We start from the raw sequence: 17,432 nt of genomic DNA, 5'->3' as shown, positions 1-17,432 counted from the left end.
TTTCCATAATATTTCTGTCAAAAAAATAACCATACTCACATAAAGATGAGTATGGTTATGAAGATTCTATTTACTTATCGAAAACTCTATAACTTATCTTTCTTAAAAGATATATAAACAATAAGCATCCTGCTGGAATTCGCATTATCATATAATTATATGTAGATATGCTATCATAGTATTTAACTAATCCAACAACTAAAATATATATTATAGCTATACAGGATAAGATATCGTAAACCTGATCTCTTTTTCGTATATCTTTAATCTTATGTGCCTTAAGGATAAAAGCAAAAATTATTACGATTGATATAATAATAACAACGTTAATTAACAATTATTCCTCCTTATTAAACTTAAACTAAAGTTTCAAGCTTGATTAAGATATTACAATTTTTCAATTTACTTTCTATATCATTCTCAATGCTTTTTGAGATCTTACTTGCTTCTTTTAATGTTAGATTCTCATCTAATACTAGGTGTATATCAACATATCTTTGACTTCCAGCTTTCCTTGTTCTTAGTTCATGCCATTCAGTATAAGAATCCTTGTAATTTTCCATGATACTTTTTATCACCAATAAATCCTCTTCTGATAAGCTAGAATCTAAAATCGGATTAAATGCATCTCTTAATAACTCAAAAGCTTCCTTGCATATAAATAACGCTACCAATATGGCTACTATTGGATCAAGAAAATTTAGTCCTGTTATCCAAATTATTAAAAGTCCTCCACCTACACCTAAAGAGGTATAAACATCTGTTTTTAGATGCAGAGCATCTGCCTTTAAGGCTATTGAATCGTACTTCTGCGAAGCTTTATATAGCTTACCAGATACATAAAAGTTTACAGCCGCTGATATGAACATAACTACAAAACCAACCCCAACAGATTCAACTTCTACTCCAGATAATATCTTTTTAGTTGCTTCCCATATAATCCAAAATGCAGCCACAAATATTAATAAAGCCTCAATTACTCCCGACACATTTTCCATCTTTCCATGTCCATATGGATGAGCTTCATCTGCAGGTTTTCCTGAAATTTTTACGGAAATAAACGCTATAATAGCTGCCACTAAATCTACCGATGAGTGTATAGCCTCTGACATTATACTTACAGATCCTGTAAAAACCCCAAATAATATTTTCAATATTATAAGTAGAGAATTTGATACTATGGATAGCTTGGCAACATTATTTTTTTCACTCATTATAAACATCCTCCGAAACATGAATTATATTGATTTGCATAGTTACTTTAAAATGATTCTCATTTATTTTCATTTGAAAATCAATTGATATAAGTATTTTAATTAATTATGTATATTAAATCAAGTTAAGTTTTAGAACTTTGCTATATATTTATAAAAGTATTTGTAATTTTTCTTTTGATTTAGTATAAACATAGTTTTACATTGAAAAAATACTTAAGATGAATCTTTGATAAATAATCATACTTTTTATATTAGTTTTATTATGCGCTGTGTTGAAATTAATAATACTAAATAGCACGTTATATTAAACCTACATAGCTAAAGATGTACCACTTCAATCTGAAAACTATTTCCAAAACTTCTCTGGGGTCTGAGAGGTGAATTTGAAAATATAAATTTTATTATGAAGTGATACATACATATAACATATTCAATTTAAATGACAATGGTTCATCAATAACATATTATTAGGAGGAAAGTAATGAATAATTTAGTTGTTTTTGCACATCCAAATCAACAAAGTTTTTGTAAGGGAATAGTAGATACTGTAGTTAAGGCTTCTAAAGAAGCAGGCGCAAATGTAAAAGTTAGAGATTTATATCAAATGCAATTTTGCCCACTACTTAAGCCTGATGATTTCGTGGCTTTTCAAAGTGGCGGTACCCCAGCCGATATAAAAGAAGAACAAGATCAGATCAAATGGGCTGATGTAATAACTTTCGTTTTCCCTGTATGGTGGGCATCTATGCCAGCAATTTTAAAGGGATATATAGATAGAGTATTTTCATATGGTTTTGCTTATGAATATGTAGATGGAGCTCCAAATGGGCTATTAAAAGGCAAGAAGGTAGTTATATTCTCTACTACTGGTACCCCAAATGAAATGTATGCAGCAAGTGGAATGCACAAATCTATGGAACAAACTATAGGTCAAGGCATATTTAACTTCAGTGGAATAAAAGAAGTGGATCAAACCTTCTTTGGTGCAGTTCCTTATGTTACTGATGAAATCCGTAAAGATTATCTAGGTGATGTAAGTAGAATCATCACACAAAACATTAGTCATACTGTGAGAGTTCCAATAGAAAGCTGATATAATGAAAAGATTTAAATTCAAATTTTAACACATTTGTATTTTTATAAAGTTAACAAAACAAAAGCCTCTGTAATATAGAACAGAGGTTTTTTGTGTACAGCATATTAAGTTTAGTCTATTTTTTATATTTCCTTGTATTTCTCTATATCTCTTTGAACCAAGTGAAGCAGATTATTAAGTTCCCATACTTCTCCTTCTTCAATTAACTTATTAAGAGAAACTTGGTATCTTGAAGCCTCAGCAAGCTTTCCAATAGACATAAGACTTAATATATTGTTCATTATAGTAGAGATAAGATCTGATTTAACCTCAAATAGCTTTTGTGCATCCTTTATTTCATCTTTTATCTCTAACATCTCTTCATCTAGCCTAAAGGCTGCATCAGCTGCTTTTTTAAGCTTTTGCTTTATCTCGCTAGGAATCTGTTGTTTATATTTATAATTTAAAGAATGTTCTATGGTAGCCCAAAAGTTCATAGCTAAAGTTCTTATTTGAAACTCTGCTAGTATTTCCTTTTGTCCTTCAGCCATATTCACTGGATACTTGATTATCATATGATAACTTCTATAGCCACTACCCTTTACATTGGCAACATAGTCCTTCTCATATAGTATCTGCATATCTTTTCTTTCTCTTATAATTTCAACAACTCTTTGTATATCATCAACAAACTGACACATTATACGAACACCAGCTATGTCTTCCATCTCATATTGAAGCCTCTGCAATGGAATGTTGAATTTATTTGCTTTCTCTAAAATACTGGAAACTTCTTTTACTCTTCCAGTAATAAATTCAATAGGTGAATATTCATTCTTCCTTCTATACTCTTTTCTTATACTTTTTAGCTTAACTTTCAATTCCTCAACAGCCTGCTCATAAGGAGTAAGGAATTCCTTCCAGTTCTTTATTGCCATAATCTCACCTTTTCATAATCACTTTAAATCCAAGCTCTAAATACAAAAATGAATAAACTTTATTGCAACTTATATAATTATATCAAAATATAATTTGTGTGTAAAAATTTTTATAAATATTACGATAATTAATTATAATTCCAAGTAGAAATGTATTAAAATATAGAGTAAAATTAAAGTTAAGAGTAAAATCTAATTAAACTTATGATTAAAATTATATTTTGTCACCTAAAAATTTAGTTAATAATTTATAGCCCACAAATGCCAATTTTAAATTATTTTACATAATATGTCAACTAATATTTAAGGGTGTACTTGTTAAGAGGTGTTATTATGGATAAAATTTTTTCAGGATTAGAAAACTTGGGGTTTGACAATCTACAAAATGTAGATTTATATAACAAAGAAGAAAAAGCAAAAGCAGATGCTGCGAAAGCCCAAAAAAAAGAAATAGATTTATCAACATTTTTATACGATAAGGAATGCCAATGCCCTGTATGCGAAATTAAATTTAAGGCTCGTTCACCAAAAACAAACGGACCTAGATTACAAAGTAAAGACTCAGATTTCTTCATGAGATATTCAGTTATAAACCCATATTTTTATGATGTTTATGTGTGTCCAACTTGTGGCTATAGTGCAATGAAGGCTGATTTTAACAAATTAAAATCTTACCAAATTGAACCTATTGTAAAAGGTGTATCTAGTAAATGGAATCGTAAAGCGTATCCTGCAATTTATGACGAGAAGATAGCTATTGAAAGGTATAAATTAGCCCTAATAAATAGTGTTGTGATGGAAGGAAAAAGTAGTACAAAAGCAATGATATGTCTTAAACTTGCTTGGATGTATAGACTACTTGAAGATAACGCTAATGAAACTGCATTCTTAGAAAAAGCTTTGGAAGGCTTTGACAACGCTTACCAAAATGAAGACTTCCCTATATACGGTATGGATAGATTTAGCCTAATGTATCTTCTTGGTGAACTGTCCAGAAGAATAGGAAAAACCGAAGCAGCACTTCAATGGTTTAGCAAAGTAATTAGCAGTATTCAGGCACCCCAAAAGATTAAAGATATGACTAGAGATATGAGAGAATTAATTAAAGATCAACAATTGTAATATTAGTGGTTTTTTTGCTATTTTTTATAGAAAAGCAGAGAACTTTTTGCACTTTGTGCTATAATTAAATTATATAAGTTGAAATAAATAAACATTTTTTCTTATTTAACAATTATTATTATTAATTTATTAAAAGAAACTTATATGTTTAATATTATATATGCAAATCAGGGGAGGATAATGATGGGATTATTTTCAAAAAAGAAAGAGTCTATAAGAGAAATTACCGCTACTCAACCAGAAGAAGTAGCAGTAAAAGAAGTAGTAAACACTGATTACCATAAACTTGTGGACAAACTGGTTACACTTTCTAATGAAGCCGATAATGTTAAGAGTAACATTGGAGATGTAACTAACTCTATATCAAGCCTTACAACCTCAAGTGAATCAATCAATGAAGAACTTCATACAGCAGATGGAATGCTTAGAGGTTTTAATGATTCTATGGAATCTTTAGCAATGAACATTAACAATGTACATATTTCTGTTCTTGATACTGATGAATTAGCAGATAAAGGTATCGTTACAATTAACTCATTAGATTCATCACTAAAAGAACTTCAACAAGCTTTCCAAGTTTCATATTCAACTGTAAATGAGCTTGTATCAAAGTTAGAATCAGTTAATATGATAACTGACTCAATAAGCCAAATAGCAAGTCAAACAAACCTACTTGCTTTAAATGCAGCTATTGAAGCAGCTAGAGCTGGTGAAGCTGGTAAAGGATTCTCTGTAGTAGCTGGAGAAGTTAGAAAGCTTGCAGAAAACTCAAAACAAGCTGTTCAAAGTATAACAAAAATATTAGATGAAATAAAAGTAGAAATACTTAATGCTTCTTCTGCTATGAATGGCGGAAATACAGCAATAGTAGCTCAACATGATACTATAGTTGAAACAAAAGATACTTTCACTAATATTAAAAATTCTATAGATGGTGCTACTTCAGAAATAAATGATTGTTTAGTTAACCTTGTTGCAACTGCTGAACAAAAGGATAACTTAATTAATTTTATAGGAAATGTAACTACTCTATCAAAAGAAAATTCAGCTTTGGTAGATGAAATAGCAGTAACTCTAAATGATCAAGTTGGCTCTCTTTCAGAATTTACTGATTCAGTTAAGGAAATAGAGAAAGATCTTAATAAATAGGTAAATTAAAAACCACTTCAGTTTTAATACTGAAGTGGTTTTTATCTTTAACGGCACATCTATATCACTTATACAAAAAGATTCACATTTGAATCCTCAGCTTCACCTAAATAATAACCTACGCCACCAAAATTAACATTATCTAGAAGCTCTTCTTTCTTTATTCCCATTACATCCATAGACATAGTACATGCTACTATATTAACTCCATTATCCATTGCAGCCTGTATTAAATCCTCTAAGGATTGTATATTCTTATTTTTCATAACCGCTCTAATCATCTTAGCACCAAGGCCACCCATGTTCATTCTAGAAAGTGTAAGCTTTTTGCTGCCTCTAGGCATCATCATTCCAAATGCTTTTTCAACAATATTCTTTTTAGTGTCTATTTTATCATGTTTTCTAAGTATATTAAGTCCCCAGAAAGTAAAGAACATAGTGACCTTTCTTCCCATAGCAGCCGCTCCATTTGCAATTATAAAGGATGCTATAGCTTTATCTAAATCACCTGAGAAGACTACAATAGTCTTTCCATCATTATCTGTTTTTATCTGACCTCCATCACTGGTAACTGCAGTCTCATGACTTAATACATTACTCTTTCTTATATAAGCATTTATTATTGCTCCAGATTTCTTTATATCTAGTAGTTCATTATTAGTTCTCTTAGTCCAAGCTTTGATATCTTCATAGAAGCCTGGGTCAGAAGCCTTAACGCAAAGAACATCTCCATTTTCTAAACTATCCATAGCAGTTTTTACTTTCATCAATGGTCCAGGACAACTAAGTCCACAAGCATCTAATTCAATAACCTTACTGTTATCCATATTTTCATAACCTTTCTCTACAGTTTCAGAACTATAATCTTTAATATCATCCTTATTAGTGAAAGCATTTTCTAAGGAAGGTTCATTAACCTTATAATTTCCTTGCATAAAGCTCTTATATCCACCAGTGAGGTTTTTAACTTTAAAACCATTTTGAGATAGCATTCTCGAAGCAACATAACCTCTTAAACCTACAGCACAATATACTAATATTTCCTTTGCTTTATCAAGCTCGTTCATTCTTTCTCTCAACGAATTGACAGGTATGTTTATCGCTCCTTCTATAATCCCATTCTCTGCTTCTAATTCATCTCTAACATCTAGCAGTATAGTATCATCTTTATCTAAAGTCTTTAGTTCATCTAACGAATATAAATCAGCCAAACCTCTTAAATCATTTTGAGCAATGAATCCTATCATATTTGCAGGTGATTTAGCTGAAAGGAATGGCGGTGCATATGCAAGTTCTAGTTCAGTCAAATCATCAACTTTAGCTCCAAATCTTATTGCTGTAGCTATTACATCAATAAACTTATCAGCCCCATCATAACCTAACGCTTGAGCTCCCAATATCTTGCCATCTAAATCATATAATAGCTTTATTGAAAGTTCAGTAGCTCCTGGATAGTAGCTTGCATGAGACATAGGATGAGCATACGCTTTCTTATACTCTTTACCTAATCTCTTTAATGTTCTCTCATTATTTCCAGTTGAAGCTGCAACAAGTGAGAATATCTTTAATATAGACGTTCCCATGGTTCCCTTATATTCTGAGCTAATTCCACAGATATTATCTGCTGCTATCCTTCCTTGTCTGTTAGCTGGTCCAGCAAGTGGAACAAAAGCTTCATTTCCATTTACAAAGTCTTTAACTGCTATAGCATCACCAACAGCTAAAACTCCATCTGCAGAAGTTTTCATGTGCGCATCTACTAAAATGTGACCTCTTTCACCTAACTTTATTCCTGACTCCTTTAAAAAAGCTGTATCTGGAGTTACACCTATAGCTAGAATTACCATATCTGTCTCTATTTTTGTTCCATCATTTAGTTCAACTACTACTCCTGATTCACTATCAATAAAGCTTTTAACACCATTATTAAGAATCAGCGAAACTCCACTAAAGGCAAGTTCCTTTTCTGCAATTGCAACCATCTCTGTGTCAAATGGAGCTAGGATATGAGGGGCTGCTTCTACCAAAGTAACTTGCAAGTTTCTTTCAACGAGATTTTCAGCCATTTCAATACCAATAAATCCACCACCAATAACAACAGCCTTACGTGATTTTTTCGCATCAATTACAGCCTTTATTCTATCTGTATCTGCTATATTTCTTAGTGAATAAATATTATCATTATCTATGCCTTTTATATTTGGTCTTATAGGTTTTGCACCAGGTGAAAGTACCAGAAAATCATATGATTCTTCATATTCTCCATACTCTTTAGAAACTACCTTCACACTTTTTCTTTCTGTATCAACAGATACCACTTCACTATTTATTTTTACATCTATATTAAATCTTCTCTTCATAGCTTCTGGAGTTTGAACCAATAACTTTTCTCTCTCTTTAATAGTTTCTCCGATATAGTATGGTAGTCCGCAATTTGCAAAAGATATATGTTCACCCTTTTCGAACATAACAACTTCAGCATTTTCATCTAATCTTCTAATCCTTGCAGCTGCAGATGCTCCACCTGCTACTCCACCAACTATTATAACTTTTTTACTCATATTACTACGCCTCCAATAATTTTTGTTAAAACCAACTTTAAATTGTTAAATTGAAACCTTTTTACTATTTTGATAATCTATCTATCTCAGTTATAGCCTTTACTATCTTGCTTACTTTGTCATTACTAACTCTATAGGTTATTTCCAGCCCATTCTTATCGCCTTCTATAATTCCAAAGGATCTTAATTTTTGAAGGTGCTGAGACACAGTTGATTGAGGTAATTTTAAACATTCCTGCATATGAGAAACATTGCAGCCTCCACTCTCAAGCAAACCTTTTATTATACAAAGTCTTACAGGATGTGCAATTATTTTAAGCATCTCTGCTAATTCTTCTAATTCTTTATAATTCATTTCCATTTACTTCACCTCGGTATTTGATCATTTTCGTTCCATCTAATATTAGTATATTCATATATTACGATATAGTGATATATTAGTCAATAATTATTTAACAATAAATAATTATGTATTAAAAAACCACTTCAGTTTTATTACCGAAGTGGTTTTCATTATTTATACTATATTTAAAATAAAATGGTTATACAGGAGATGCTCATTAAAGCATTGGATGTATAACCATTTTATTTAAGCACAGCGATTTAACAAATCAGTATTTAATCTAAAATCTTTACTGGGTTAAAGTTAATATAGTCACATGAAGTCATTATATACTGAACATCTTCATGCATACCATTTATCACTCTTGATAGTGCTGGGCCATGCAGGTGGCCATATATGACCTTTTCCACATTATATTCTTTAAATATTTCTGTGAAGGCCGATCCATCAAATTTTTCATTAGTAGGTGGATAATGTATCATACAAATAAACTTTTCATATCCAGCTCTTTTAGCAGCATCTAAGGACAGCTTTAATCTTATTTGTTCTCTAGAATAAATCTTCTCATCACGGCTTGTAAACTTGTCACTACCTGGACAAATCCATCCTCGTGTGCCACATATGGCATAATCTTCATATGTAAAAAAGTTATTTTGTATAAAATGCATCCCTTCATACATAGCGTTTAATTTAGATATACTGCTCCACCAATAGTCATGATTTCCCTTTATTATTATTTTTCTTCCTGGGAGATTATTAATCCAATCAAGGTCATCCTTACTTTCATCAGCAGTCATTGACCATGATATATCACCGCCTATTAGTACAGTATCTTCTGCGGTTATTTTACTTATCCAATTTTCTTTTATCTTTTCATCATGCCTATACCAGTTCTGTCCAAATATATCCATAGGCTTATCAACATTCAAAGCAAGATGAAGATCAGAAATAGCATATAGCGCCATATTAAATTCACCTTTCGTCTATTAGTTTATCTATATCAGTTACATAGGCTATCACATGGGCTACAGCTTCGTAAAGATCATAGGGAATATTATCGCCTACATCTACGTTTGACAACATCTCAGCTAACTCTTTATTATAAACCACAGGTATTTTATTTTCCTCTGCTTTTTCAATTATCTTATCAGCGATAACTCCCATACCTGCTGCAGTTACAATAGGTGCTTCAAAATTCTGTTCGTATTTAAGTGCAGCAGCTTTTCTCCTTTGGTTCACATCATCACACCCTTTGCCTATTCCATTCATCGATATGTAACCTTATAGTTAAAATCTATCAAAAAATTGCTGAAGCAGCTAATTTTTTTTGCGCATCTGCCTTTCCGAATGTATATGAGGAAAATCTGGCAGGCTACATATTCTTCTTATTTATTCTTTGACTTATATATATTTTAAGTCTATTACCAATTCTTATCAACAAATCTAATTAATTTATAATTTTAAAAAGAATAAATAAAGTTTCTACTCTTAATTATAGCAGATTAATCGGTAAATCGTATATATTAAACAGTTACATTTATGGCAGATATATTCTTATCATCAAAAAAATCTCTACAATTTACTAGATTAACATCTTCTAGTTTTTTTGATATGACAATATTAGAAACAAAGCCCATATTCTCTAATGAATTTTGAAGTTTACTTTTTCCAAGATCCAATGCCTTAACAAATCTTCCGTCACATTTTAAATCAATGTTAAGAACCTTATTTTTTAAATTTAAATATCCGTCCACTGTGCCTAAATTAAATGTTTTTACGGTAACTACCATCTTAACATCAGTAGAATCAACTTTTTTGCCTTCTTTTCTATCATCTTTTATTATAAGCTTACAAGGATAGTCCTTTTCTTTTAGCTGGATAGGAAGATCTAAACAATAATATTGATTATTTAAATTATTAAATACTTTAAAATCATTCATATTATTTTTTAAAAGTTCCATAACTTTTTCACCGAGTTTTTCAGAAAATACCCCATTTAATTGATTCTTAATAGTATCATTTAATTTTTCAATAACCTTCATTTTTGTTGATTCATCCAAATTAGCCATTTTTACATCCAAAATCTTATCCATTCCATGCTTATCTGATAAAAGCTTTACTATATCAAGCTTAGAATTTTCGATGTCTTTTGGTGACAACTGCTCAGTTAATTTATCAATAGAGGACTTAGTTGATTGAAGCTCTGCCTTATCTTTAAGCAAATTTTCTTTATATCCAATAGTTTCTCTATTAAGAACAGTTTCATTCTTATTAATAGTATTTGTTTTGCCTTCAGTTGCTATTCCATCACTATTAGTCTGCTCTTGAACAATTTTATTTATAACATCATCGATCGAGGTATTTAAATCATTATTTATTGTACTGTTTACTAAATCTAAATGAGTTATTACCTTTTTTATAATATCCTTTACTTGCTCGTTTTGGCTAGAAAATTGATTCTTTATAATTTCATTATTAGGTAAGTTTGAATCAAAATTTACATCTTTATCGTAAGATAACTTACTCATCCCATTAGACTCATTAAGGCTTATTGGTTTGCTTTCAGGGGCGTTTGCTTGTTTTCCTTCTGTTATTGTTCCATTTGTACTAGAAGTATCGTCTACCCCACTCTCTTCATAAGAAGCATTAACAATCCTTATAATATCTTGAAGCTTGTTAAGATCTTTATTGGATACGTTCATTCTTCTATCCAATATCTTAAATACACTGTCCTCTATATTTTCCTTACTCACCTTGGACATTTCATTACCGCTATTTAAAACTTCCTGTCTAATTGTAGCAATCAGTTCTTTATCTGATAGTGAATTTAATCTGTTTTCCAATGCATCATATTCACCAGACATTATAAATTGACTTTTATTATCTACTAGTAAGTCTTTTAAGCTGTTTTTCAGTATATCATTATCACTTGAATTCATAGATTTAAGAAGTTGAAGCATATTAACCTTACTATTTCCTGTGGAATATAAGTCATTAATGAGTTTAGCTCTTAAATTATTGAAAGTTAACTCAGTATTAGCCTCACTAGTGTTCCCCATACTATTAGCAGCTTTTTCATTATTCGATTGGTTAATGCTAATTTTACTACTATTCTCATTTTCCTCAGAAGAAAATAACTGTTTTAAATCCAATCCATTAGCAATTGACTTTAGTTCCGTTTCAGACAGCTCATCTTTAACTAAATTCAAGCTTTCAAAAATTACCGAGAAATTTTTTGATATCTTATTAAAACTCTGTATATTTTCTGATGTTAAATCTATACCATTTTCCATCATCATCATAAGTGCATTTTTATCTAAAGACTTAAAGTTAGTAAAAAAATCTTTTAAAAGCCTTTCAATCTTTTGACCTTGCTCGCTATTTTTTTCTATGCCTTTTGTAGAAAGATATTTATCTATAAACACCTCAGCTTCTTTAGGATTACCTTGTAGCTTGTCCTTAAAATTCATAATTCCTTTAAGTCTTACAACATTATCCTTTGTCAAACTCATGTTAAATTTTATCATTAACTTTATAGTATCCTTATCATCTGAAGAAAGACCCTCTGCTTTAATAAAATCATCAACAGGATCTTTGGTACTGCTTCCAGTTTTAGTATCATCATTTACAAGCTTAAGTTTTAATTTTCCGTCTACAAAACCATCTACTTGAAACTTAACCATTCCATCTTTCAACTGTTCTAGAGGGGCATCTACTTCAGCAGCAAATTGCCAACCATCTATAAGCTTAATCATTACTTCATTTTTATCATCTAAAGCTTTTACAACTCTTCCAGAGAACTTTTCTCCCACTTCAAAGGTTAGCTTTGAAGATAGTTTTTTATTCCCAGTATTATATACATTATTTACATTCCAAATCGCTGGCATAAGCTACTCCTCTCTAGAAAACTATTTATAATATATTATCGAAAAATAAATACCTTTTCTTTAATAATTGTTTCTCTTAAAATTCACTGTATCTATTATAATCCATTTAGTAGATAAATGTATATATATTGAGCTTTCTCTAAATATTACACTCAATATTGCTGTTGAAATTTGTATAGCACCATGGATATATTAAAATAAACAGGTATATCCAAATAATAAATAAAAGCACTACTTCATGCTTAAATCATTGCAAATAACCTTGATTCAAAACAAATGGCTATTTTCAATAAAAAGCATGTAGTAGTGCATTAAAATCTGCTTAAGCTAATTCAATTTTATTATAATTCTTTTTACCTCTTTTTATTAGAGCAGCTCCATCTTTGAAGTCTTCTTCAGTTAATTCTCTTTTAAAATCAGTTACCTTTTCTCCATTTATTGATAATCCGCCCTGTTGAACTAATCTCTTTCCTTCAGCCTTTGATGGAATTATAGCAGTTTCAGCAAGAACATCTAAAAGTGATAGTCCTAGCTTTTCTTTAGTTACAGTTACTGTAGGTACATTACTCATATCACTTCCAGCACCAAACAAAGCTTCTGCTGCGCTTTGAGCTTTAGCAGCCTCATCTTCTCCATGTATAAGCTTTGTAACTTCAAAAGCAAGAACCTTCTTTGCATCATTTATAGCAGCGTCCTTTAACGAACCTAGTCTTCTTACTTCATCCATAGGTAAGAAAGTAAGTAATGCAAGACATTTTTCAACATCAGCATCTCCTACATTTCTCCAATACTGATAGAAATCATATGGAGATGTCTTTTCTGGATCTAACCATAAAGCCCCATTTTCTGTTTTCCCCATCTTCTTACCTTCACTGTTAGTAAGCAGCGTACATGTCATTGCAAAAGCATCTTTCTGAGATTTTCTTCTTATAAGTTCAACACCAGCAATCATATTTGACCACTGATCATCTCCTCCAAGCTGCATCTTACAATCATACTTTTGGTTTAATTCATAGAAATCATAACCTTGCATTAACATATAGTTAAATTCTAAGAAGGAAAGTCCCTTTTCTAGTCTTTGTTTAAAGCATTCCGCAGTAAGCATTCTATTTACTGAGAAATGGGTTCCTACTTCTCTTAAGAAATCTACATAGTTTAGATTTAAAAGCCAATCAGCATTGTTTGCAAGAATTGCTTTTCCCTCTGAGAAATCAATAAACTTCTCCATTTGCTTCTTTATGCAATCTACATTGTGCTGTATTTGCTCTTTTGTAAGCATCTTTCTCATATCAGTTTTTCCACTTGGATCTCCAACCATAGCTGTTCCTCCACCAATTAGTGCAATTGGTCTGTGTCCAGCTCTTTGCATATGTGCCATAAACATCATAGCAATAAAATGCCCAACATGAAGACTATCAGCTGTTGGATCAAAACCTATATAAAAAGTTATTTTTTCCTTTTCTAGTAATTCTCTAGTTTCATTTTCATGAGTAAACTGTTTTATGTATCCACGTTCAACTAACTCATCAAGTACTTGTGCCATTTAAATCCCTCCAAATATTCTTAGATGTATCACTTTATCATCCAACTGTTATTTTGTTTTTCTCTTTAAAAGCTAAAAGCCCCACATCTGCTCGTAAAAGCCAATAATTATAGTATATAAATATTCCCTTTATTTATCAACATAAAACTCTAAATATAGGCTGTCTCCATATAAATTAAATTAAAAGGCTAATAATTTCAAGTTTTACAACAAACTTAATAGGAGCTACTATATAGTAGCTCCCTTATTTAACATATTATAATATTCAATTTCACCTATTAAGTTATGAAGTTAAAAATCATAGTTTCCTAATCATATAAATTCTTAGTTAGCAACCAATTGATAGTTAGTGTATTTTTGAATAAATTCCGGAGCTTCTTTTTCATGATTAATACTAATGTATACGTTTATTCCAAATCTATTAGCCAATTCATCTAATTTATAAAACAAATGTGCCGCATTTTCTATTTCACAATCAACAATATTACACAGACCATCTATATAGATGTTCTCAATATCGTAGTCTTCAGAAATTATGCCGCACAAAAAACCATACATACCTTCATAGCTCATTAGACCTAAATCGCTAGTAGATATAAACCTTATTTTTTTGTCTACTTGTAGCATGCATCTGCTATCATCATCGATAAAAACAGAGTTACCTTTTTCAGTTAAAACATTTCTGTTTGCAAGATTTATTAGCTCTTTTGTTTTCCCAGAACCTCTCTTATTACAGAATACCTGAATCATTAGAATCACTCCTTAAATTTATTTTAATTTAGTTCAAGATTTCACACAGATATTTTGTGAAAAATCTTCAACTAAAGAATAAGTACAAACGAACATTAATTAAGATTTTATAGAAGTTACTTAATCTTTATATAGATTATTAACTAGAAATAGTGAAAAAAATCAACTAATTATATAATTTTCCTTTATTTATATAATATTCAGATTTTCTTAACATTTTTCATAAATATTTAAATTTTATAAAGCTTCACTTACTCCTGGAAATATAACTTTAAAAACATTCTCTTGTTTAGAATTAATAAATATTATCTTTCCTTTTCCTTTAAAAGCTTTTTTCATGTTAGACAAACCTGTGTTATTCTTTAGAAATCTCCCTTTATCATCTAGGGTTATCACTTTTTCATATAACCACATATTTCTTCTATTATAATCCCTTGTATCACCATTCTTTTTATTGGTTTTCATAAGCTCGCCTGGACTCATCACTACAATGGAGTTATATCCCATATAAACTTCAATTATCCTTGAGAATTCTGAATATTCTCTGTATAAAACCGCGTTTTTAATAGCTTCTAATACTGCAATATATGGGTAATCAGCTGGCAGCAATTCCTTTAAGTGAATTTCACAAAGATCAATCATATTTATTATATTACCTTGAACTATTATAACCTCTGGTTTATTCTTATTTATTTTATTTATTATTTTTATCATGTTATGAGGTATATATATACTATTTATATCTGAAAATACTAAGAGCCCTCCAAGAGTACAAATAGTTTCTCCTGTTTCCCTGTCTCTAGAAGTTATCGAGCTCCTTTGAAGAAGAAATTCTCTATTCTCATCATTTATTTCAATGGATTTAGACTTAAAGTACTTATTAACTATCTCCATATTTAAAGCACTGATGTCACTCCTTACAATAGCACAGGCTTCTATATTAAGGTTTAAACTTTCCTCAAAAGCAGCAACAAGCTCTTGTTTTCTCATGATATCAGTAGTGGAACCCCTTCTTATAAAAAACGCTCCACTCTCTCTTACTTGATATGGTCTCTGTTCCCAGTTATATATGGTTATCACTGCTACATCTTTATCTTCAATTCTAAGATAATCCACAGATACCGGTATTGGAGGATCACACCTAGAGGCTACTATCTGCTGAATTTTTTCCTCATTAAATTTATCTTCTTCACTTATCCCTATGATTTTCTTTGTCTTATCTTCTATTCCAACTACTATATAGCCTCTTCCACCATTAGAATTAGCTATAGCACATATATCCTTCGTTAATTCCTTTTTGCCCGTTTCAAAGTTCAACTCTAATCGTTGTTTAAAATCTAACTTTCTTCCTTCTTCCCTAGCTAGTAGGCTTAAAAGTTTTTTCTTATCCATTAGAAATTTCCTCTCAAAAGTTAAATTAAATCTCCCTAATATAATATATTATATTCCAATAGCCTTGTATAAGATACCACATAAAAGTTAAATTATAAAAAAAACAGCCTGTACAACAAGCTGTTTTTATCTGAAAATCAGTGAACTTATTACTCTATTTTTACCGGAACTCTTAGCCTTATACATTAGTGAATCGGCTACTTCTACCACCGCATCAACGCTATGTCCGTCCACAGGATAAAAGCTTAATCCAATACTTATAGTTATTGTCTTTATAATATTGTCTCTTATAACAGGACTATTCTCCAATTTTTTTCTTGTTTGCTCTACTCGTTCTTCCATCTCTTTTTCTGTTTCGTCACCACGTAGACAAACTATTATTTCTTCTCCACCATATCTTGCAATTATATCTTCATCTTTAAGGCAGCTTTTTATAACCTCAACTACATGTTGAAGGGCTTCATCTCCAAATTGATGTCCAAAATTATCATTAACCTTTTTGAAATTATCTACATCTATCATAACTATTCCGAAGCTCTTATCTGGAAAATCTTTAATCTTCTTATCTAAATTTTCAAAGAAATATTTTCTATTATATATATTAAGAAGAGGATCCCTCTTGGATGATTCCTGAATTCTTTTATAAAGTATACTATTTTCAATAGCGATAGCAATCTGATTGGCAATAGACGACACAAACTTTATATGTGCCCTTGTAAAGAATCTATATAATGTATGTTCAACCATTATATATCCAATATTTCTATTTCTTATTCTTATAGGAAATCCTATTACTGAACGAATGTCTCTTCTAAAGTCTTGATCTTCAAATATTATATCTTTGGAATTTACTACGAATTCTTCAGCATTTTCAATATAACTGTTTATAATAGTAGGAAATATTATTTCTTGAGAGTTTGTATTAGTTGCTTTAACTTCTAGTTTTCCATCTTCTATAAGATAGATTGTAGAGTAAGTTCCTCCAAGTATACCAACAATCATATCATTTATCATTGATATTAAGTTTTCATGAGAAATGTATGAATTAATATATTGGCTTACTTCAACTATATTTGCTAGTGCATCTAGATCTCTTTCCAATCTAGTATTTCTTTCACTTAGCACCTGTAATTGCTTTTCAGCAAAATTTTGATAGGTCTCAAACTCTTCATGTATTCTTTCATACATCAATCTGTAATCGTCCATAAGCAACTCTCCTACTACTTTTCTTCTTTTACTCTTTATAATGAATGTAAGTTATCATTATCTGAATCTTTTTTAATCATATATATATGAACCACTTCATAATTAAACTTATATTTTCAAATTGAAGTGTTCCATTTTTATATATCCTATTTCATACTTAAATACATTTTCAACATTATATTAAAATATTTTACAAACCAAATTTAGAATATCATCTATAAATCTATTATATTACTTAAAATTTCAAAT

The 17,432-nt window shown here is 30.4% G+C and carries 15 protein-coding genes; 3 read left to right on the top strand and 12 right to left on the bottom strand.

Annotated features, from left to right (window positions below):
- Positions 1–70 precede the first annotated feature (70 nt).
- Complete coding sequence (locus bsdtw1_RS01670) at positions 71–337, bottom strand: hypothetical protein (RefSeq protein WP_183275864.1); 267 nt, start codon at positions 335–337, stop codon at positions 71–73.
- 19 nt (positions 338–356) lie between these two features.
- Positions 357–1,214 (bottom strand): cation diffusion facilitator family transporter, encoded by an 858-nt coding sequence (locus bsdtw1_RS01665; RefSeq protein ID WP_183275863.1) that lies wholly within the window; start codon positions 1,212–1,214, stop codon positions 357–359.
- 484 nt (positions 1,215–1,698) lie between these two features.
- On the opposite strand from bsdtw1_RS01665, the gene bsdtw1_RS01660 reads away from it, so the two are divergent.
- On the top strand, positions 1,699–2,310 hold the full coding sequence (locus bsdtw1_RS01660; protein ID WP_183275862.1) for an NAD(P)H-dependent oxidoreductase: 612 nt from the start codon (positions 1,699–1,701) through the stop codon (positions 2,308–2,310).
- 125 nt (positions 2,311–2,435) lie between these two features.
- Here the strand turns inward: bsdtw1_RS01660 and yjbM are convergent, their stop codons facing one another.
- Positions 2,436–3,230, bottom strand: coding sequence for a GTP diphosphokinase (yjbM, locus tag bsdtw1_RS01655; RefSeq protein ID WP_183275861.1), 795 nt, complete (start codon positions 3,228–3,230; stop codon positions 2,436–2,438).
- Positions 3,231–3,563: 333 nt separating this feature from the next.
- On the opposite strand from yjbM, the gene bsdtw1_RS01650 reads away from it, so the two are divergent.
- On the top strand, positions 3,564–4,352 hold the full coding sequence (locus bsdtw1_RS01650; protein ID WP_183275860.1) for a DUF2225 domain-containing protein: 789 nt from the start codon (positions 3,564–3,566) through the stop codon (positions 4,350–4,352).
- 183 nt (positions 4,353–4,535) lie between these two features.
- Positions 4,536–5,501 (top strand): methyl-accepting chemotaxis protein, encoded by a 966-nt coding sequence (locus tag bsdtw1_RS01645; RefSeq protein WP_183275859.1) that lies wholly within the window; start codon positions 4,536–4,538, stop codon positions 5,499–5,501.
- Between the two features lie 68 nt (positions 5,502–5,569).
- Here bsdtw1_RS01645 and bsdtw1_RS01640 read toward each other — a convergent pair whose 3' ends face one another.
- From bsdtw1_RS01640 to bsdtw1_RS01600, 9 genes are all read right to left on the bottom strand, one after another.
- Entirely contained in the window at positions 5,570–8,062 is a 2,493-nt protein-coding gene (locus bsdtw1_RS01640) for a DsrE/DsrF/DrsH-like family protein (RefSeq protein ID WP_183275858.1), read from the bottom strand.
- 64 nt (positions 8,063–8,126) lie between these two features.
- Positions 8,127–8,423 (bottom strand): ArsR/SmtB family transcription factor, encoded by a 297-nt coding sequence (locus bsdtw1_RS01635; protein ID WP_183275857.1) that lies wholly within the window; start codon positions 8,421–8,423, stop codon positions 8,127–8,129.
- A 257-nt stretch (positions 8,424–8,680) separates the two neighbouring features.
- The gene (locus tag bsdtw1_RS01630) at positions 8,681–9,370 is read right to left on the bottom strand and encodes a metallophosphoesterase (RefSeq protein WP_183275856.1); all 690 of its coding nucleotides are present in this window, start codon (positions 9,368–9,370) and stop codon (positions 8,681–8,683) included.
- Positions 9,371–9,377: 7 nt separating this feature from the next.
- On the bottom strand, positions 9,378–9,644 hold the full coding sequence (locus tag bsdtw1_RS01625) for an EscU/YscU/HrcU family type III secretion system export apparatus switch protein (protein WP_183275855.1): 267 nt from the start codon (positions 9,642–9,644) through the stop codon (positions 9,378–9,380).
- A gap of 284 nt (positions 9,645–9,928) precedes the next feature.
- Positions 9,929–12,292 carry a hypothetical protein gene (locus tag bsdtw1_RS01620; protein ID WP_183275854.1) on the bottom strand — a complete coding sequence of 788 codons (2,364 nt, stop codon included), beginning with the start codon at positions 12,290–12,292 and terminating at the stop codon, positions 9,929–9,931.
- Between the two features lie 322 nt (positions 12,293–12,614).
- Complete coding sequence (gene tyrS, locus bsdtw1_RS01615) at positions 12,615–13,835, bottom strand: tyrosine--tRNA ligase (RefSeq protein ID WP_183275853.1); 1,221 nt, start codon at positions 13,833–13,835, stop codon at positions 12,615–12,617.
- Positions 13,836–14,159: 324 nt separating this feature from the next.
- On the bottom strand, positions 14,160–14,585 hold the full coding sequence (locus bsdtw1_RS01610; RefSeq protein WP_183275852.1) for a hypothetical protein: 426 nt from the start codon (positions 14,583–14,585) through the stop codon (positions 14,160–14,162).
- A gap of 237 nt (positions 14,586–14,822) precedes the next feature.
- On the bottom strand, positions 14,823–15,977 hold the full coding sequence (locus tag bsdtw1_RS01605) for an AlbA family DNA-binding domain-containing protein (protein WP_183275851.1): 1,155 nt from the start codon (positions 15,975–15,977) through the stop codon (positions 14,823–14,825).
- A 126-nt stretch (positions 15,978–16,103) separates the two neighbouring features.
- Positions 16,104–17,183 (bottom strand): sensor domain-containing diguanylate cyclase, encoded by a 1,080-nt coding sequence (locus bsdtw1_RS01600; RefSeq protein WP_183275850.1) that lies wholly within the window; start codon positions 17,181–17,183, stop codon positions 16,104–16,106.
- Between the last annotated feature and the right edge of the window lie 249 nt (positions 17,184–17,432).

Origin of the sequence: Clostridium fungisolvens (genome assembly GCF_014193895.1) — a bacterium.
GTDB classification, from domain to species: domain Bacteria; phylum Bacillota; class Clostridia; order Clostridiales; family Clostridiaceae; genus Clostridium_AR; species Clostridium_AR fungisolvens.
Note: the sequence above shows the minus strand (reverse complement) of the source record. Positions and strands in the feature narration are given on the sequence as shown.